Source organism: Mesorhizobium sp. M0894 (assembly GCF_040319725.1).
Classification (GTDB): domain Bacteria; phylum Pseudomonadota; class Alphaproteobacteria; order Rhizobiales; family Rhizobiaceae; genus Mesorhizobium.
Window position 1 is genome coordinate 407243 of record NZ_JAMYOG010000004.1, and the last position, 17187, is coordinate 424429.

At 61.3% G+C, this 17187-nt stretch carries 17 protein-coding genes and 1 pseudogene; 10 read left to right on the forward strand and 8 right to left on the reverse strand.

The window, feature by feature from the left end; genetic code table 11:
- Nucleotides 1-109: 109 nt before the first annotated feature.
- The 3 genes from NKH91_RS11120 (at nt 110) to NKH91_RS11130 (ending at nt 3799) form a co-directional block, all read left to right on the forward strand.
- Nucleotides 110-1060: an AEC family transporter gene (locus NKH91_RS11120; RefSeq protein ID WP_352844834.1), complete on the forward strand. Its 951-nt coding sequence runs from the start codon at nt 110-112 to the stop codon at nt 1058-1060.
- A 170-nt stretch (nt 1061-1230) separates the two neighbouring features.
- Nucleotides 1231-2688, forward strand: coding sequence for an NAD-dependent succinate-semialdehyde dehydrogenase (locus NKH91_RS11125; RefSeq protein ID WP_352844326.1), 1458 nt, complete (start codon nt 1231-1233; stop codon nt 2686-2688).
- A gap of 85 nt (nt 2689-2773) precedes the next feature.
- Nucleotides 2774-3799: an aldose epimerase family protein gene (locus tag NKH91_RS11130; RefSeq protein ID WP_352844324.1), complete on the forward strand. Its 1026-nt coding sequence runs from the start codon at nt 2774-2776 to the stop codon at nt 3797-3799.
- Nucleotides 3800-3917: 118 nt separating this feature from the next.
- Here NKH91_RS11130 and NKH91_RS11135 read toward each other — a convergent pair whose 3' ends face one another.
- The 5 genes from NKH91_RS11135 to NKH91_RS11155 all read right to left on the reverse strand — a co-directional run bounded on the left by NKH91_RS11135 (nt 3918) and on the right by NKH91_RS11155 (nt 8730).
- Entirely contained in the window at nt 3918-4838 is a 921-nt protein-coding gene (locus tag NKH91_RS11135; protein ID WP_352844322.1) for a phosphorylase family protein, read from the reverse strand.
- Between the two features lie 14 nt (nt 4839-4852).
- On the reverse strand, nt 4853-5644 hold the full coding sequence (locus tag NKH91_RS11140) for an ABC transporter permease (protein WP_023719987.1): 792 nt from the start codon (nt 5642-5644) through the stop codon (nt 4853-4855).
- Nucleotides 5637-6524, reverse strand: coding sequence for an ABC transporter permease (locus NKH91_RS11145; RefSeq protein WP_352844320.1), 888 nt, complete (start codon nt 6522-6524; stop codon nt 5637-5639). The genes NKH91_RS11140 and NKH91_RS11145 overlap by 8 nt, the downstream gene beginning before the upstream one ends.
- Nucleotides 6521-7558: an ABC transporter ATP-binding protein gene (locus tag NKH91_RS11150; RefSeq protein ID WP_023719989.1), complete on the reverse strand. Its 1038-nt coding sequence runs from the start codon at nt 7556-7558 to the stop codon at nt 6521-6523. Before NKH91_RS11150 ends, NKH91_RS11145 begins: the two co-directional genes overlap by 4 nt.
- Nucleotides 7559-7689: 131 nt before the next feature.
- Nucleotides 7690-8730, reverse strand: coding sequence for an ABC transporter substrate-binding protein (locus NKH91_RS11155; RefSeq protein ID WP_023719990.1), 1041 nt, complete (start codon nt 8728-8730; stop codon nt 7690-7692).
- Between the two features lie 196 nt (nt 8731-8926).
- Here NKH91_RS11155 and NKH91_RS11160 point away from each other — a divergent pair, with 196 nt between their 5' ends.
- A complete protein-coding gene (locus NKH91_RS11160) occupies nt 8927-9925 on the forward strand; it encodes a LacI family DNA-binding transcriptional regulator (protein ID WP_352844318.1) in 999 nt (332 codons plus the stop codon).
- A gap of 12 nt (nt 9926-9937) precedes the next feature.
- Here the strand turns inward: NKH91_RS11160 and NKH91_RS11165 are convergent, their stop codons facing one another.
- Nucleotides 9938-10522, reverse strand: a complete 585-nt coding sequence (locus NKH91_RS11165) for a TetR/AcrR family transcriptional regulator (protein ID WP_352844317.1) — start codon at nt 10520-10522, stop codon at nt 9938-9940.
- 105 nt (nt 10523-10627) lie between these two features.
- Between NKH91_RS11165 and NKH91_RS11170 the strand changes: the two genes are divergently transcribed.
- From NKH91_RS11170 to NKH91_RS11180, 3 genes and pseudogenes are all read left to right on the forward strand, one after another.
- Nucleotides 10628-11443: an oxidoreductase gene (locus NKH91_RS11170; RefSeq protein ID WP_352791370.1), complete on the forward strand. Its 816-nt coding sequence runs from the start codon at nt 10628-10630 to the stop codon at nt 11441-11443.
- Between the two features lie 62 nt (nt 11444-11505).
- Nucleotides 11506-11982, forward strand: a pseudogene (locus NKH91_RS11175) (alpha/beta fold hydrolase); the annotation flags it as partial.
- 90 nt (nt 11983-12072) lie between these two features.
- Nucleotides 12073-13074 carry an NADP-dependent oxidoreductase gene (locus tag NKH91_RS11180; protein WP_352844315.1) on the forward strand — a complete coding sequence of 334 codons (1002 nt, stop codon included), beginning with the start codon at nt 12073-12075 and terminating at the stop codon, nt 13072-13074.
- Here NKH91_RS11180 and NKH91_RS11185 read toward each other — a convergent pair.
- Entirely contained in the window at nt 13067-13996 is a 930-nt protein-coding gene (locus NKH91_RS11185; protein ID WP_023719996.1) for a sugar kinase, read from the reverse strand. The genes NKH91_RS11180 and NKH91_RS11185 overlap by 8 nt on opposite strands.
- Nucleotides 13997-14154: 158 nt before the next feature.
- Here NKH91_RS11185 and NKH91_RS11190 point away from each other — a divergent pair, with 158 nt between their 5' ends.
- From NKH91_RS11190 to NKH91_RS11200, 3 genes are all read left to right on the forward strand, one after another.
- On the forward strand, nt 14155-14601 hold the full coding sequence (locus NKH91_RS11190) for a FixH family protein (RefSeq protein WP_023719997.1): 447 nt from the start codon (nt 14155-14157) through the stop codon (nt 14599-14601).
- A 7-nt stretch (nt 14602-14608) separates the two neighbouring features.
- Nucleotides 14609-15808: a cytochrome-c peroxidase gene (locus tag NKH91_RS11195; protein ID WP_352885434.1), complete on the forward strand. Its 1200-nt coding sequence runs from the start codon at nt 14609-14611 to the stop codon at nt 15806-15808.
- Nucleotides 15809-15954: 146 nt separating this feature from the next.
- Entirely contained in the window at nt 15955-16686 is a 732-nt protein-coding gene (locus NKH91_RS11200) for a cysteine hydrolase family protein (RefSeq protein WP_352844311.1), read from the forward strand.
- A gap of 23 nt (nt 16687-16709) precedes the next feature.
- On the opposite strand, the gene NKH91_RS11205 is transcribed toward NKH91_RS11200, so the two are convergent.
- Nucleotides 16710-17162, reverse strand: a complete 453-nt coding sequence (locus tag NKH91_RS11205; RefSeq protein WP_023720000.1) for an Lrp/AsnC family transcriptional regulator — start codon at nt 17160-17162, stop codon at nt 16710-16712.
- Nucleotides 17163-17187: the final 25 nt, after the last annotated feature.

Consider the following 17187-nt stretch of genomic DNA (forward strand, 5'->3'; position numbering starts at 1 on the left):
CCAACCATGAGCAAATTCGGGCAAGATCCGAGCGGCCGGATTGTTGGCTGGTACATTCGCGAGGGAAGGGCGATTGCGCCGCGATCAGGGCTCGCCTATCACGGCAAAAATGTCTCCGCTTACCGAAACCGTCCTCTTCGTCTTCAGTCTCGTCGGGCTCGGCTATCTTGCCGGGTTGACCGGCTATTTGAAGCCGGCGAGCGGCGAGGGCGTATCCGAATTCGCCATCAACGTGGCAATGCCGCTTTTGCTGTTCCAGACCATGATAAAGGCGGATTTCCACGGCGTGGCGCCGTGGTCGCTGTGGGGCGCCTATTTCGCAGCGGTGGCGCTTACCTGGGCTGCCGGCCATCTGGTCATTACGCGCATCTTCGGACGAGACGCACGCGCCGGCATCGTCGGCGGCGTGTCGTCGTCCTATTCCAATGTCGTCCTGCTCGGTGCTCCCTTCATCATCGGCGTGTTCGGCCCGGCCGGGTTCGAAGTGCTGTCGCTGCTGGTTTCCATTCACCTGCCGGTGATGATGATGGCCTCGATCATCCTGTTCGAAATGTTCGGCCGCGGCGGCAGCGAGCCTGTGCATCCGCTCCGCGTCATCACGAGCTTTCTCAGGAGGGTATTCATCAACCCGCTGATCATCGGCATACTGGCCGGGCTCGCGTGGCGCTTCACCGGTGCGCCCCTGCCGGTGCTTGCGACGCGGTTGAGCGACGCGCTGGCCGGCACGGCCGCCCCGGTGGCGCTGTTTGCCATGGGGCTCAGCCTGCGCCGTTTCGGCATCTCCGGCAATGTAAGACCGGCGTTGGCACTGTCGGCGCTGAAACTGTTCCTGATGCCGGCACTGGTTCTTTGCCTGGTTTGGCTGATCGGCCTGCCGCCATTGACCGCCAAAGTGGCGGTCATGGTTGCGGCGTTGCCGTCCGGCATCAATTCCTATCTCATTGCCGTGCAGTTCAACACCGGCCAGGCGCTGGCATCGAACCAGATGACCATCGCCACCGCCAGTGCGGTCGTGACTACTGCGTTTTGGCTGACAGTGGTCGTCCATATTTTTGGATAAGAGCCCGGCGGGATCGCTCTCGCTTTGGCTGGCCTAAACCCTATATGCCATCTTGTGATTGCTTGCGGGGCTTGCCCTGGGCTAAGAGCAGTGGCTCTAGCGATGCTATCGCGCACGTCCATTCACGAAATCAGCGACCGGCCCGCCAGGTGCCGAACGGAGGCGAGATCATGCTTCAGAAAACCAGCCATTTCATGCGGCAGGCCAATCTCATCAATGGCGAATGGGTGCAGGCCGATTCAGGCCAGACGGTCGACGTCAACAATCCTGCCACCGGCCTCAAGATCGGCACCGTGCCAAAATCGGGCAAGGCCGAGACCCGCCGCGCCATCGAAGCCGCCGACGCTGCCTTCAAGACATGGCGCAAGACCACCGCGCTCGAACGCTCGAAGCTGCTGCGCAAGCTGCATGACGCGATGATGGACAATCAGGACGTGCTGGCCGAACTGCTGACCATCGAGCAGGGCAAGTCGCTGTTCGAATCGAAGGGCGAGATCGGCTCGGCCGCGTCCTACATATTGTGGTTCGCTGAAGAGGGCCGCCGCACCTATGGCGACGTCGTTCCGTCACCCTGGGCGGACCGCCGCATTCTGGTGACCAAGGAGCCGGTCGGCGTCATCGCCGCCATCACGCCATGGAATTTTCCATCCTCGATGCTGGCCCGCAAGCTTGGTCCGGCGCTTGCCGCCGGCTGTACCGCCGTGGTCAAGCCGGCGTCGCAGACGCCTTATTCGGGGCTTGCCTGGGGCGCACTTGCCGAGGAAGTCGGCTTCCCCAAAGGTGTGATCAACATCCTGACCGGCGCCGCCGGCGAGATCGGCGACGAGATCTGCGCCAATCCGCTGGTCAAGAAGATCACCTTCACCGGCTCGACCGAGGTCGGCAAGATCCTGATCCAGAAGTCGTCGGTGACCGTCAAGAAAGTGTCGATGGAACTCGGCGGCAATGCGCCGTTCATCGTTTTCGACGACGCCGATCTCGATCGGGCCGTCGCTGGCGCCATCACCGCCAAATACCGCAATTCCGGCCAGACCTGCGTCTGCACCAACCGCTTCCTGGTGCAGGCCGGCATCTATGACCGGTTCGTCGAAAAGCTGGCTACTGCGAGCAACGGGCTGAAGGTCGGTTCCGGCCTCGAAGACGGTGTCCAGCAGGGACCGCTGATCGATGAGAAGGCGGTGGAGAAGGTCGAGGAGCTGATTGCCGACGCTACTGCCAAAGGCGGCAAGATCGTCGCCGGCGGCAAGCGCCACGCGCTCGGCGGCTCGTTCTTCCAGCCGACGGTGATCGCCAATGCCACGCCGAAGATGCGCTTCATGAAGGAAGAAATCTTTGGCCCGGTGGCGCCGGTGTTCAAGTTCGAGACCGAGGAAGAGGCCGTAGGACTCGCCAACGATACCGAGTTCGGGCTGGCCGCCTATTTCTACACCGGCGATCTCGGCCGCGCCTTCCGGGTCATGGAAGGGTTGAAATACGGCATGGTCGGGGTCAATGAAGGGCTCATCACCACGCCTGAGGCGCCGTTCGGCGGCGTCAAGGAATCGGGCCTCGGCAAGGAAGGCGGCCATCAGGGCATCGAGGATTATCTCGACACCAAATATGTCTGCATCGGCGGACTTGGTCTCTAGAAGCCTCATACGGTAATACCGAAAACGATCCTGGGCCGCTTCGGAAAGGCCAGGCTGGCGTCGATCGAGCAACGAACTTGCGAGCATGGCGATGAAGGACGGCGAGGTTTTCGGCACGACGCAGGCGGGCGAGGAAGTCCGCCGTTTCACCATCTGTGGCGGCGGCCTTACCGCCAACATTATCGGCCTGGGCGCGATCATCCAGGATCTGCACCTGGCCGGGCACGAGGCGCCATTGGTGCTCGGGTATGATCGTTTCCAGTACTATGAGACGGATAAGGCCTTCTTCGGCACTGTCGTCGGGCGCTACGCCAACCGTATCCGCGACGGCCGCTTCACGCTTGCCGGCAAACGCTACCAGACCGAGCGCAATTTCCTCGAAAAGCATACGCTGCATGGCGGTTCGCAAGGTTTTTCGCGACGAGCCTGGGCGGTTTCGCTGCATGGCAGGGATTTTGTCACGCTGACCCTGCATGACCCGGACGGCACGATGGGCTTTCCCGGCGCGCTCGACGTGACCTGCACCTACCGGCTGAAGATCCCGGGTACGCTCAGCATCGAACTGACCGCCACCTGCGAGGAGCCGACGCTCTGCAACCTCACCCAGCATTCCTATTTCAACCTGGATGACGGCGGCGCCGGCGACATTCTCGACCACCGGCTGATGCTGAATGCCGGCGCTTATCTTCCTGTCGACGCCGATTTGATTCCGACAGGCACGGTCAAGCCGGTCGACGGCACACCTTTCGACTTTCGCCAGGCCCGGCCGCTACGCATGGAGACCGAGGGCGAACAGCTCCCCTACGACCAGAATTTCTGCCTCGCCTCGACGCGCGGGCCGTTGAAGCAGGCATCATGGGCGCAAGGCGCGAATTCCGGCGTCGAGATGGAGCTCTGGACCACCGAGCCGGGCGTCCAGCTCTATACCGGCCAGTATCTGGCGCCGTCTTCGCCTGGTTTGGGCGGCCGCCAGTACAAGCCTTTTTCAGGCTTCTGCCTGGAACCGCAAATCTGGCCGGATGCGCCCAACCGGCCGTATTTCCCGCAAGCCACGCTGTGGCCGGGCCAGATCTACCATCACGTGACGGAATACCGGTTCAGGCTGCCTTAGGGCTGGAGTGCCCCTGCCGAAGCGTACGACTCGAGCGTTGCAAACACGCCCCAATGCAGCGCCCTCGGAATCCTTGGTCTGCGGCAGAGCCTCAGCTATCCGGCGCACCAAGGTCGTCTCAGAACCGGCTGGAGCGTTCTTTCGGCTGAGGCGACTTCAAGCCGTGACAGGAGCATTCCGGATCAGCGGGAAGTCGCGCGGCGGTCTCCAGCGCGACCCGCGAGGCTGTCATGGAGAGACTGGGCAGCACGTCCTCCTGCAGCAATTTCTGGCGATTGCGATCCATATAGTCGTTGAAGCCCGCCGTCACGAATGCGCAAGGCACGAAACACGCGCCGATCTCGCGCGACAAGGTCGCCTCAGGGGCGATGGAATGGTTGAGGACATCCGCACCCATGCCCCGATACGCCAAGGCTTCGGCTGGCGTTGTCAGTCGGGGCCCATAACAATGGGCAGCCACCAACTGCTGTTCGATGCCGTAAACGCGGCATTCGGCTGGCCAATGACGGCGGGCCGTTTCGACCAGAACCGCCGCACATCTTGGACACACGATTTGCTTGCCCGAACAGTCAAAGCTCTGGCGGTCAGGAAGTAGTGAAAACGGGGTCTGCGTCAGTTCAATGATGTCGGCGGTCACCACCATGTCGCCCGGCTGGATCGCCTTGTTGACGGCGCCTACAGTCGAGCAGGCGAGAACTTGCCGTACACCCGCCCGCATCAATACCCAGAACGCGCGGCGATGGCAGGAATGGTCGATACGGTCGCGGGGATTGCCGTGCGAATACATGCACAACGCACGTTTTGCTCTCCCTTCGGCTGTGATGGACGCATCGAACTCGAGCAGCTTCCAGTTGTCGGTACGACCGAAAGGCGTTTCAAAACTCATGTCGCGCCGCAACGTGCGCACACCATCGAATTCGACATCTTCCGGGAAGGCAAGCCCCCAGTTTGCCGACCCGGTGATGATGGTCAACCCTACCTGAGGGATGTCCGTCGAATGATCCGTCAGATCGTCGGCTGCATGGTGATTGGTGGGCATGTTTCCAGTCTCGGTCAGGATTTTTGGCGAAGGGTCACAATCAGGACCACGGCCACGACGATGACGGTCCACAATGTCGAGATCGCCGCAATGGTCGGATCGATCTGATCGCGCAGCGACAGGAACATAAGCTTCGGCATCGTGCTGTTGCGACCGCTTGCGATGAAGATCGAAATCACAGACTCGTCGAGCGAAGTCAGGAACGCCATCAATGTCGCCGACAGCAAGCTGATCCGAAGTTGCGGAACGATTATTCCGCCAATGGCTCTGGCCCAGTTTGCACCGAGGCTGCGCGCCGCCTGGACCTGGTTCCAGTCAAAGCGGGCGAGAGCCGGCAGCAACACAATGCAGGCGACCGGAACGGCCAGCACCACATGTCCGACCAGCACACCGAATAGCGTTCCGATCAGATGTTGTGCAGCCAAGACAAAGAAGAGACCGATCGCAAGCAGGATACCCGGGGTGATCGAGGGGGTTAGCAGGACGCTCTGGATGATCGCAGCGGTTTTTCCGCCCAGCCGATTCATTGAAATGCAGGCGAGCAGCGCAAACGGCACCGCGATCAACGCCGTCAATGTCCCAAGGATCAAACTCGTTCTGAGCGCAGCCATCCACGTTGCCGAGCCGAAGAAGTTCTCATACCAACGCAACGAGTAGGCGTGCGGCGGAAACTCGAGGAGATTCGACGCCGAAAAGGAAAGCGGCACCACCACGAGCGTTGGCAGCATCAGAAATGCCATGACAAGAGCGGCAAAGCTCCAGAGCAAAATGCGGGCGAGCCTGTTTTGCGGATAGGCTTCAAGCATGGGGGGCTTCCACTGTGTTCTGGGCCACCAGGCGGCGTGCCGCCAGCAACATCACACCGATCAGCGCCATAAGAACGAGGAGCAGAATGCCCAGGACGCTCGCCGACCCCCAGTCCTGAAAGGTCGATAGTGTACGCTCGATCCGGGTAGAGAGAGGATTTACCTTGCCGCCGCCAAGCACCGCCGGCGTGATGAAAAAACCTATGGCGTAGATGAGGACGATGATCGAACCCGAGAAGATGCCGCCCGCCGATAGCGGCAAAATGACCGTGCGGATGACCTGCCTGAGAGTGGCTCCCATGCTCGCCGCCGCGCGAATGAGATTTGGGTCGATATCGCGCATCGCAGCATAAACCGGCAGCAGAAAGAGCGGCAGCATGTAGTGCACCATGCCGATGAGCGTTCCGGTGAAGTTGTAGACCAGCTGCAATGGCTCCGCCGTCAGGCCTGAACCGGTCAAAGCCGCGTTGATCAGGCCATCGCGCCGCAAGAGCACGAGCCAACCGTAGGTACGCACCAGAATGGAGGTCCACAGCGGCAGCATGACGAACGCCATCAGCACGTTGGCCACCCTTGGTCTGACGCTGGCCAGAGCCAGCGCCAGGGGGGTGCCGAGAAGAATGCAGGCCGCCAGCGTACCCAGGGACAGTTCGAGGGTCGTGACGAGCGCCGACCATGTCAGTCCGCTTGAAAGGACCTTCTGGTAATTGCCCACGGTGTACTCACCCGCGGTGGTCAGGAAGGACTGCCGGATGATCCAAAGGATGGGCAGTATCGCCGCCAGCCCAACGATGAACAGCGCCGGGAGCGAAAGTGAAAGAAAAAACCGCCGCTCGCGCCGTGCATCCGCAGCGAGCGCCGGATCCCGGACGACGGTCACGCCGTCGCTCCCGGTATGGCGTGAACCTTCGCTGCTGGTGCATATGCGGTCATCCGCTGACCGGCGGCAAGCTCGGCGCAGCCGCCGGCCAGCGCTGCCGGAATGCAGACAAGAACCTCTTGCCCACCGTCAAGCGCCAGCGTCAAAAGCCAGTTTTCGCCGCGGAACGCTTTGGCGCGCAGTATTCCTTCGAGAGCCACTCCGTTTCCCCCGACGAGCTTCGCATCAAGATGGAAGCTTTCGGCGCGGATCATCAGAGTTTCGCGTGATGGTTCGGCGCCGTCGATTCTGCGTGCTGAGCCTGGCGCCACAATGTTAGCCTCGCCCATGAACTCCGCGACGAAGCGGGTCGATGGACGATCATAAATTCGCTGCGGCGTATCTATCTGCTGGATGCGGCCAGAGTTCATCACCGCAATCCGGTCAGACATAATCAGCGCTTCGCGCTGGTCATGGGTCACATAGATTGTGGTGATCCTTAGATGATCATGCAGGCGCCGGATCTCATACTGCATGGTCTCGCGCAGATTCTTGTCGAGCGCCGACAGCGGCTCGTCCATCAACATCACGCGCGGTTCGAAGACGATAGCCCGCGCCAATGCCACCCGTTGACGTTGGCCGCCGGATAGTGCGGCAACATTGCGCTCCGCCAGGCCATCCAGCTTCACGCGGGCCAAGGTATCAAGCGCCCGCTGACGCGCCTCCGCTCTCGGTATCTTGCGCAGCACCAGCGGATACGCGACGTTCGCCAGGACATTCATGTGGGGAAACAGGGCGTAATTCTGGAATACTATGCCAATGTCTCGTTTGTTGGGCGGCAGGCGGGTGATGTCTCGATCGCCCAAGAGAAGTTTACCGGAATCCGGCCGGACAAAACCGGCCAGAGCCATGAGTAACGTGGTCTTGCCCGATCCCGATGGCCCTAGCAGCGTGAGGAATTCGCCAGCCTGAATGTCGAGCGAAACATCATCCAGTGCGACGTAGGATCCATAAGCCTTGTGCACGCTTTCGATGGTGATCGCGAGCGACTTCATCATGTGCTCCAGCCTTAAGGCGCGTCGCCTTCGACCGGCCTCACGCGACACGCTTTAGGTTCTTGTTTTCATGCATGTTGTTGTCGCAAAACCGCTGCACACTTTTGCGCGATATGCATTAGAGCTGAGAGTCAGCGGGCCATCATTTCATCGAAGGCTCTTTGGGCAGCCTCGCCATTCTTGACCCACCATTCTGAATTCGAAAACACCGACGTGCCAGCATTTTCAGGCGCGGTCGCAAGGGTCTTCAGACGGTCCTCGGGAATAAGGCCACCCTCATATGCCGCAGGATTGACTGGGCCGTAGGCAATGAAATCGGTCAGCTTCGCAACTCGCGCAGGCTGCGTCATCGCTGCGATGAGCTTCATCGCGGCTTCCTTGTTCGGCGCTCCCTTCGGCACCCCAAGGCAGTCCGTGCCGATGACCGAACCCTTGAACGTGTAGTCAGCCGCGCCGCCATCTGCTTTCACGGTTTGAGCCCGTCCGTTCCAGGTAATGACCAAATCCGCCTCACCATCTTTCAGCAACTGCGCGGACTGAGCTCCCGAGGTCCACCACACGGCGACATTTGGTTTGATCGCTTCAAGCCGGTTGATGGCGCGCTCTAGCCCTTCCGGCGTGCTGAGCACGGAATAGACGTCCGCGGGTGCCACGCCATCGGAGAGAAGCGCGATCTCGATCGAGTCTTGCGCATTGGCGCGCAACGCGCGCCGGCCAGAAAATTTGGCAACATCCCAGAATTCCGCCCACGTCTTCGGCGGGTTCTGGCCATAGGTCTTGGTGTTCCACGACATGACGGTGCCGTAGGAGTCGAACGGATAGCAGTAGTCGGACTTCGCACCCTCCGGCACGGATTTCGGATCGATGATCTTGTAGTCGAGCGGCTCAAGCAGCGATTGTGCGGCCGCCTGGGCACCTTCCGGTGAGCCCAGGTGAATGACGTCGGTCGTGACCGCACCCGATGTGACCTGCATCTTCAAGGCGGCTAGGCCGTCGCTTAGGGTCTCCTCGCGGACATCATAGCCGAGCTCTTTTGCAGCAGGCCCCCACATGGCCTCCTTCATGGCGTTGCCATAATCGCCACCTGCGGTCGTGATGGTGACTGTTTGCGCATGGACAGGCAAGGCAGCCGAGATTGCGAACGCTGTTAAGGAAATGCGTAGCCAGGACATAGGTTCTCCTCCCCAACTTTATCAAATGTCGCTCAAAAGAGCCATTATTTTGTAATCGTAACGTTACGATTGTATCTGAATGCGCTGGAGTCAAGCTGCTTCCTGCGGGAGTTTGGATTGACCGGGATGTCGAATCCGGTAACGTTGGCGGTCAGCAAAATCAGCCGGCGCTTTCGCAAACGAAGTCGGGCGAACAATGGCCAATCTAAAGCAGATCGCGGCGGAACTTTCCCTCTCGGTGACCACGGTATCCCGCGCTCTGAAGGATGGGCCGGAAGTGCAGCCCTCGACCATAGCCCGCGTCAAGGAGGCGGCTAAGCGGGTCGGCTATTTACCAAATCATCATGGTCGCGCGCTCAAAACCGGTCGAACGCAGACGCTGACGGCAGTACTCCCGATGGAGACACGAGACCATCTGTCCGATCTGTTGAAGCTTCCTTTAATCGAAGGCATGACGCTGGCGGCGCGGCAAGCCGGTTATAGTCTGTCCATCTATTCCACCACTCCCGACGACGATCCCGTCGAGAGTGTGGAGCGGCAGCTCCAGGCGCGCAGCGCAGACGGCCTGATCATCACACGCCTGGTGTCGGCTGATCCGCGCGTCAAGCTGCTGCTGGATAAACGCATGCCATTCGTCGCGTTTGGAAGAACCGACCTGGATATCGCGTATCCTTATGTCGATGTCGACAATGAACAGATTACCTACGAGGCGACCCGGCGGCTCATGGATAAGGGCTGTCGACGCATTGCGCTGCAACTTCTCGTTCCGGAGGACCAGGCGAGTGCCATGCGTCTTTCCGGGTATGGAAGGGCAATGGCCGAGGCCGGTATTCCGATCGACCAATCGCTGATCGGTCATGGCATGTTCACCATGGAATCGAGCGCAGGCTGGTTCGATCGCTTGCTGGCGTCGTCAGATCCGCCGACAGGCTTGGCGTGCGCCAACGAACTGGGCCTTCTGGGAGCATTGCACGCCCTCGGCAAGCGGGGTCTTACACCGGGCCGCGACGTCCACATCGTCACCCGTGACAGCACGCGGCTGGCACGTTTCCTGCCGGCAAAGATCGGAGTTCATTTCGTGGATATGGCGAGTGTTGGACGCAAACTTATCGAAGTCCTGGAGAGCCGGATCATCAATCCGCTTGGACCGGTGGAGACTGTCTTGGTGCAAGGCAGATTCGAGCCGGCCGAATAGTCCGGGCTGCCCTCAGGGGGCCACCTCGTCTTGAACCGGCCGGATCAGCGCCTTTGCCGCAGCTGATCCCGCCGCAAGGATGCGATCCGACAATTCCGTCCCTTCCAGGGCGCGGGCCAGTTGAAGCGCGCCGATGAGCGTTGCAAACACACCCAACGCAACGCCCTCTGGATCGTTGGTCGGCGGCAGAGAGTCGGCTATCTGACGCACCAGGGATTGGGCGCGTTCGGCATAGAGGGCCCGCGTTTCAGGCGGCTGCCGCGCTATTTCCGGCAGTAGCGCGGCCGAAGCGCAGCCCTTTCCAGGATTGTCCCGGTGCTCGGCCGATAGATATGCCTCTATGGCCATTTCCGGACCGCCGACGGCCAACGCTTCCTGCACTTGCTGCGACTGCGCGTCCAGGGCCGCCGCCACGCTTTCACGGACGAGCTCCGCCTTGGACTGAAAGTGCGGATAGAAGGCCCCGTTCGTCAGCCCGGCGTCGCTCATGATGGTCGCCAGCCCGGACGCCGCGATGCCGTCAGATCGAAAACGTTCGGCGGCGACCTCCATGATCCGGCTGCGTGACGCGTCTTTTCGGCCCTTTTCGTAGCGCATGTCTTCTTTCCTGTCCTGCTATTGCATTATGCTCATAATCTGATATTACGACCATAATTCAATTCGTGGAAATAAGCTAGACCTCTCGAACCTGGAACATTAAAAATGGATGGGAATTCTGAAAAAACCGCAATCGTGACCGGAGCCTCCTCGGGCATCGGCCGCGCCAGCGCCGAGGCCTTGGCGCGGGCGGGGTTCACTGTCTTTGGCACAAGTCGCCGCAAGACCAGTAATGGCCCGGAAGGGGTGACCATGCTGGCATGCGACGTGACCGATGATGCGGCCGTCACTGCGCTCGTTGCCACCGTGCTCGCGCAGACCGGCCGGATCGATCTCCTGGTCAACAATGCCGGTGTCGGCCTGCTAGGGGGTGCCGAGGAATCCTCGGTCGCACAGGTACAAGCCCTGTTCGACGTCAATCTGTTCGGCGTCATGCGGATGACCAACGCAGTATTGCCGTCGATGCGGCGGCGCGGCCAAGGGCGCATCATCAATATCGGCTCCATTCTGGGATTGGTACCCGCGCCATACTCAGCGCATTATTCGGCAGTCAAGCACGCGCTCGAAGGCTATTCGGAATCGCTCGACCACGAGGTGCGCGCCTTCAACGTCCGCGTTTCCGTCATCGAGCCGGCATTCGTCCGCACCGTCTTCGACCAGAACGGCATCGAGCCGGATTCGCTGTTGAAGGAATACGATCGGGCTCGAGCCGGGCTCAAGGCGTTGCTGGGCGATGTGATGCCGATAGCCGATCGGCCGGAAGTGGTGGCGAATGTGGTCGTCAAGGCGGCGACCGATGCCCGTCCGCGACGGCGTTACACCGCTGGCAAGGCAGCGCGCCAGGTCAGCCTGCTGCGCCGCTTTGCCCCCGCGGGGATGTTCGACAAGAGCCTGCGCAAGCAGTTCCGCTTGCCGGTCTGAACAACAGAGCCAGGGGATTTCGCGCATATGCGACTAGCAACCACAACACATTTGGTCAGGCCCTTGTGCGCAAACTCATCCTGGCTGGCACGGGGCCGGCCGGTGGCGAAGGCATCGACAAGGTGACGCCGCTGACGATCGTGGACATGATCAAGGGCGCGCTGACTTTGCGGGATCCGAAATACTATCTCTTCTTCACAACGACGCCGAATGGGCGCCGCGCCGCAAACGCATTTCTGCAACGGCTGAAAGAGCGCCGGTCCAACCGGGACAAGGCGGTATCGCTGAGCGCCTTCGGCGCGCAACTCAAGGCGATCAAGGCCTACGGACTCCAGGCGCCGCAAGACCTGAGCGCTATCCGCATTCCCACTTTGGTTGCGAATGGCGACCAGGACAGGATGGTGCCGAGCAGCAATACCTACGATCTCGCCGGGCGTATCCCAGGGGCGCATCTGGTTATCTATCCGGATGCCGGGCATGGCGGGGTAGTTCAGAACTACGCCGATTTCGTCCCGAAAGCCCTGTCCTTCCTCGAGGCTGAGGTCTTGCCGCAGGGCGGCCATGCAACTGAAAACGTTCGGCTTGTTTTGTCGCGGAACACCAACAGACATTCTTAGAAAGTAACTGCCATGAAGGCATTCGTTGTCGATAAATATAATAAAAAGGGCCTTCTGCGGCTGGCCGAAATGCCGGAGCCGCAGCTCCAGGACAGCGATGTCCTGGTCGAGGTCCATGCCGCAGGGGTGAACCTGCTCGATTCCAAGGTCAGAACCGGAGAATTCAAGCTCATCCTGCCCTATCGCCAGCCCTTCATCCTGGGCCACGACGTGGCCGGGACGGTTATTCGCGTGGGATCGAAAGTCCGCAAGTTCAAAGCCGGCGACGATGTCTATGCGCGGCCGCGCGATGGCCGGATTGGGACATTCGCCGAATTCATTGCCGTGAATGAAGCCGACGTGGCCTTGAAGCCCGAGAATCTCAGCATGGAAGAGGCGGCCTCGATTCCCCTGGTCGGTCTCACCGCCTGGCAGACGCTCATAGAAAGGGCAAACCTGAAGAAGGGACAGAAGGTCTTCGTTCAGGCTGGTTCCGGGGGCGTGGGAACATTCGCCATTCAGTTGGCCAAGCACCTCGGCGCGACCGTTGCGACAACAGCGAGCGCAGCGAGTGCCGATCTGGTGAAAAGTCTCGGCGCCGATGTCGTCGTCGACTACAGGCAAGAAGACTTCGAGAAAGTTCTGTCGGGCTACGATGTCGTCTTGAACAGCCAGGATGCCAAGACGCTCGAAAAATCCCTGAGCGTGCTGAAACCGGGTGGGAAGCTCATCTCCATCTCGGGTCCACCGGATCCCGAGTTTGCCAGGGAAAAGGGACTGAATTTGATGCTGAGGCTGGTGCTGCGCCTCCTGAGCCGCGGAATTCGGGCCAAAGCCAAGCGCCGTGCCGTGCAGTTTTCGTTCCTTTTCATGTGGGCGCAGGGCGATCAGCTGAGCAAAATCGCCGCTCTAATCGAATCCGGCGCGATCCGCCCGGTTCTGGATCGGGTCTTTCCATTCGAAGCGACCAATGAGGCTCTGGCCTATGTCGAAACAGGACGCGCCAAGGGCAAGGTCGTCATCAAGGTCAGATAGCAGTTGCCTCGAACGCAGCCCTGAGCGTCTCGAACGGCGCCAGGGCGCCGCGCACCTGTACGACGGCGGCGGCGACGCGATGGGCGCGCTGCACCGCCTCAGTCGGCGCATGGCCGGCAAGGCGGGCGGCGAGATAGGCGCCATTGAAGGAGTCGCCGGCGCCGGTGGTGTCGACCGGGGTGGCGACGTGTACCGCCGGCACGGTTTGCAAGGTTCCGTTTTGCGCGATCAGCGCCGGTTCCTCGCCGTTCTTCACGACGACCTCGCCGACCAGCTTTCGCAGCCGTTCGGCTGTTTCCTGCGGTGTCGTATCACCAAACAGCATCTGTTCGTCGGGAAAGGTGGGTAGCGCGATGTCGGCGACGGCGAGCGCCTCGAGGATCGCGGCCTGCGCTTCCTCGCTTTGGCGCCACAGCCGCGGCCGGTAATTGGGATCGAAGGCGATCAGCGAGCCGGCCGCGCGCGCCTTGGCCACGGCCGTCAGCAGTACCTTGCGCGCACCCTCGTCGAGGATTGCCAAAGTGATTCCGGAAAAATAGACCAGCGCCTGGTTTTCAAGGCTTTTCTGTAAAGCGGCTGGATCCGAAGCCAACTGCCTCGCGGCCGCATCGGCCCGCCAATAGGTGAACGAACGTTCGGCGCCGGTCAGCGTGATCGCATAGAGGCCGGGGCGGGCGCCCGCTATCACCGGGCTGGCGCCGACGCCGATGCCGTTTTCGGCGAGGAATTTGATCTGGTCGCCCGAGAACGGGTCGTCGCCGAAGGCCGAGACATAGGTCGCCGGCCGCTCGCCGCTCAAGGCATGCAGCGCCCATAAAGTGTTGAACGTGTCGCCGGCAAAGCCCATGCGCCAGTTCGGCCCGGCCTGGCCCGAAAGCTCGAGCATGCACTCGCCGATCGAGGCGACGCCGTTTCCTGCCATGAAGTACTCCTCCATCCGTGCAATTGCGGTGCTGTAGCTTTTTGCGGCCGGCAGCGCCATGCTTGGCGACGGCGGATTCTTGCGCTGGGCGCGATTTCCCACAGGGGCGTGGGACGCGATCTGCCCAGCGAATCGTTATCCGCAGAACAGGAATGGGTTTGGCATCGTTATGGCGTTATCTTCTTGGAGGCTTCGGCCTGGCTGCCTTGCTCGCCGGTGTGCTGGCCGTCGTCTATCTGACGGCGCCGCATGCGCCGCAACCAAGCTCGGACGTCGGCCGTTCAAGGACGACGGCGAACAAGCTGTTCGTGGCGACTTTCGAGCCCGAGAAAGGCGTCATCCGGCAGGGCGAACTGGAGTCCTGGCTGCTCACATTGAAAACCGTCGAGGGTGCGCCGGTGGAAGGTGCTGCGATAACGATTTCCGGCGGCATGCCGCAGCACAAGCACGGTCTGCCGACCAGCCCGCAGGCGACCGATTACCTCGGCGAGGGACGCTATCGCATCGACGGCGTGAAATTCACGATGAGCGGGTGGTGGCAGTTGCATTTTGCCATTTCCGCCGCGGCCGGTTCGGACACTGTCGTCTTCAACGTGGTGCTGTGAGCCATAGATGAGCCGGTTTTCCAGTCTTCTCGCGTTGGTGATGGTGGCCGTGCTCGCCGGCTGCGGCAGGCCGGAGTTTTCCGACGCCGAGAAGCAAACCGTCGCCTCATTGGCGCTGTCCAAGCTGCCTCCGCTGAAGCCCGACACGACCAATCGCTTTGCCGAGGTGCCGGCCGCCGCGGCACTCGGTTCGACGCTGTTCTTCGACACCGGGATGAGCGGCGGCGGCACCGTATCCTGCTCGATCTGCCACAAGATCGACCGCCAGTTCCAGGACGACCTGCCGCAAGCGGTCGGCGTCGGCCGCACCAACCGGCGTACCATGCCGCTGGCCGGCGTCGCGCATGATCCCTGGTTCTTCTGGGACGGGCGGCGCGACAGCCTGTGGGCGCAAGCACTGACGCCGCTCGAAAATCCGCTGGAGCAGGCCGGCAACCGCGCCGCCTTCGCGCATTACATCAAGGCCCGTTTCGGCGAGCGCTACGAGCGCATCTTCGGGCCGCTGCCGGACCTTTCGGGCGTGCCGGCCAATGCCAGCCCGCTCGGAACCGATGCAGAGAGGGCGGCCTGGAACGCCATGCCCGCCAGCCGGGCCGAGGAGGTTGATCGCGTCTTTGCCAATATCGGCAAGGCGATTGCCGCCTTCGAGCGCTCGATCGCGCCGCCGCAGACGCGCTTCGACCGTTTTGCCACCGATCTTGCGGTGGGCGCCGAGCCGCAAGGCGACGCCGTCTTTTCGCCGGAGGAAATCCTCGGCCTGAAGCTGTTCATCGGCAAGGCCAATTGCGTGACCTGCCACAACGGCCCGCGTTTTACCGACGGCAGTTTTCACAACACCGGCGTGCCGCCTGTCGCGGGCCTGCCGCCGGATCGCGGCCGCGTCGACGCGGTGGCGCAGGTCGAGGCCGATCCGTTCAACTGTTTCGGCACCTTTCGCGACGGTGATGCCAGCGCCTGCCGCGAGTTGCGCTTCATGGTCAAGGCCGGGCCGGAACTCATTCGTGGGTATAAGACGCCGTCGCTGCGCGGTGCCGCCACCCGGCCGCCCTACATGCATGCCGGGCAGTTTTCCTCGCTGGACGAAGTGGTGGCGCATTATTCCAAGGCGCCGGCCAGCGTCGAAGGCGTATCCGAGATCCACCCGCTGCAGCTTTCGGACCGCGAACGCGCGGCTCTGGTGGCGTTTTTGAAGACGCTGGCGGAGTGAGGTTTGGATTAGTGTGCGGCAGGAGCAGTTGAACTGCTGTTCATAGGCCGCCAAAGCAACGATGTAGACGATTGTTGACACGATGCGGCGACGGTGATCATGATCCCAGGCGCAAGGTGCGGTACTTCAGGCTGTGGGAGGATAGAATGCAGCCACTTGAAATCGACGCCAAGCCTCAACCTGTTTCAATTGACCCCGCCAAGGCCGCAGTTCTCGTCGTGGACATGCAGAATGACTTCGGCTCGAAAGGCGGGATGTTCGACAGAGCCGGAATCGACATTTCCGGGATTCAGCGGGCTGTCCGCCCTACCGCAAGTGTTATAGCGGCCGCTCGCAAGTTGAGACTGCCCGTCATCTATCTGAAGATGGGGTATCATTCCGACCTTTCGGATCTCGGGACATCGGATGCCCCCAATCGTCTCCGACATCTCCAAATCTTTGGGGTCAGTGAGAACATGACAGCGCCGGATGGCAGCGAGAGCCGGATTCTGATCCGCGACACCTGGGGAACAGATATCGTCAAAGACCTAAGGCCGGAGGCAGGAGATGTCGTCCTCTACAAAACCCGGTTCAGCGGCTTCTACGAGACCGAACTCGACGCGGTCCTGAAGGCCGCAGGCATCAAACAGCTCATCGTGACTGGGTGCACGACCAGCGTGTGTGTGGAGTCGACAATTCGGGATGCCTTCTTCAGGGACTATCACTGTATCCTGCTGACGGATTGCACGAGCGAACCGATCGCGTTGGAGGCCCCACGGAGCAATCATGACGCCTCGATTACGCTCGTGCAGATACTCTTTGGATGGACATCGACGTCCGACCATTTCCTGAGGGCGATCGAGGAGCAATTTCAGGAGCGTCTTGAACGAGCCGGATGAGCTGACGAGATATCAGTGAGCGCCTACCGATCCTTCACCGTCTCCATCGCCACGAAGGTCGAGGTCTGGGCGACGTGCGGCAAGGCCGAGATGCGCTCGCCGAGCACGCGGCGGTAGGCGGCGATGTCGGTGGTGCGGACCTTCAGCAGATAGTCGAAGCTCGATGCCATCATGTGGCACTGCTCGATCTCCGGCACCGTCTGCACGGCGCGGTTGAAGGCGTCGAGCGCGGCCGAGCGGGTGTCGGACAGTTTCACCTGGACGAAGGCGACATGGCCTTCGCCCATGCGCTCGCGGTCGACGATCGCCTGGTAGCCCCTGATAAAGCCGTCCTTCTCCAGCCGCTTCACCCGCGCCTGCACCGGCGTCTTCGACAGGCCGACTTTTGCCGCCAGTTCCGACATGGAAAGCCGGCCGTTGCTGCCCAGGGCCGACAGGATGTTTCTGTCGATGCGGTCCAATTGGTCTTCTGCCATCGGATTCCTGGTCGAATTGGAGGTG

Excerpts from the sequence above, each read along its gene's own strand:
- NKH91_RS11120 (WP_352844834.1), top strand. The coding sequence starts at position 110 with ATGTCTCCGCTTACCGAAACCGTCCTCTTCGTCTTCAGTCTCGTCGGG.
- NKH91_RS11125 (WP_352844326.1), top strand. The coding sequence starts at position 1,231 with ATGCTTCAGAAAACCAGCCATTTCATGCGGCAGGCCAATCTCATCAAT.
- NKH91_RS11130 (WP_352844324.1), top strand. The coding sequence starts at position 2,774 with ATGGCGATGAAGGACGGCGAGGTTTTCGGCACGACGCAGGCGGGCGAG.
- NKH91_RS11135 (WP_352844322.1), bottom strand. The coding sequence starts at position 4,838 with ATGCCCACCAATCACCATGCAGCCGACGATCTGACGGATCATTCGACG.
- NKH91_RS11140 (WP_023719987.1), bottom strand. The coding sequence starts at position 5,644 with ATGCTTGAAGCCTATCCGCAAAACAGGCTCGCCCGCATTTTGCTCTGG.
- NKH91_RS11150 (WP_023719989.1), bottom strand. The coding sequence starts at position 7,558 with ATGAAGTCGCTCGCGATCACCATCGAAAGCGTGCACAAGGCTTATGGA.
- NKH91_RS11155 (WP_023719990.1), bottom strand. The coding sequence starts at position 8,730 with ATGTCCTGGCTACGCATTTCCTTAACAGCGTTCGCAATCTCGGCTGCC.
- NKH91_RS11160 (WP_352844318.1), top strand. The coding sequence starts at position 8,927 with ATGGCCAATCTAAAGCAGATCGCGGCGGAACTTTCCCTCTCGGTGACC.
- NKH91_RS11165 (WP_352844317.1), bottom strand. The coding sequence starts at position 10,522 with ATGCGCTACGAAAAGGGCCGAAAAGACGCGTCACGCAGCCGGATCATG.
- NKH91_RS11170 (WP_352791370.1), top strand. The coding sequence starts at position 10,628 with ATGGATGGGAATTCTGAAAAAACCGCAATCGTGACCGGAGCCTCCTCG.
- NKH91_RS11180 (WP_352844315.1), top strand. The coding sequence starts at position 12,073 with ATGAAGGCATTCGTTGTCGATAAATATAATAAAAAGGGCCTTCTGCGG.
- NKH91_RS11185 (WP_023719996.1), bottom strand. The coding sequence starts at position 13,996 with ATGGCAGGAAACGGCGTCGCCTCGATCGGCGAGTGCATGCTCGAGCTT.
- NKH91_RS11195 (WP_352885434.1), top strand. The coding sequence starts at position 14,609 with ATGAGCCGGTTTTCCAGTCTTCTCGCGTTGGTGATGGTGGCCGTGCTC.
- NKH91_RS11200 (WP_352844311.1), top strand. The coding sequence starts at position 15,955 with ATGCAGCCACTTGAAATCGACGCCAAGCCTCAACCTGTTTCAATTGAC.
- NKH91_RS11205 (WP_023720000.1), bottom strand. The coding sequence starts at position 17,162 with ATGGCAGAAGACCAATTGGACCGCATCGACAGAAACATCCTGTCGGCC.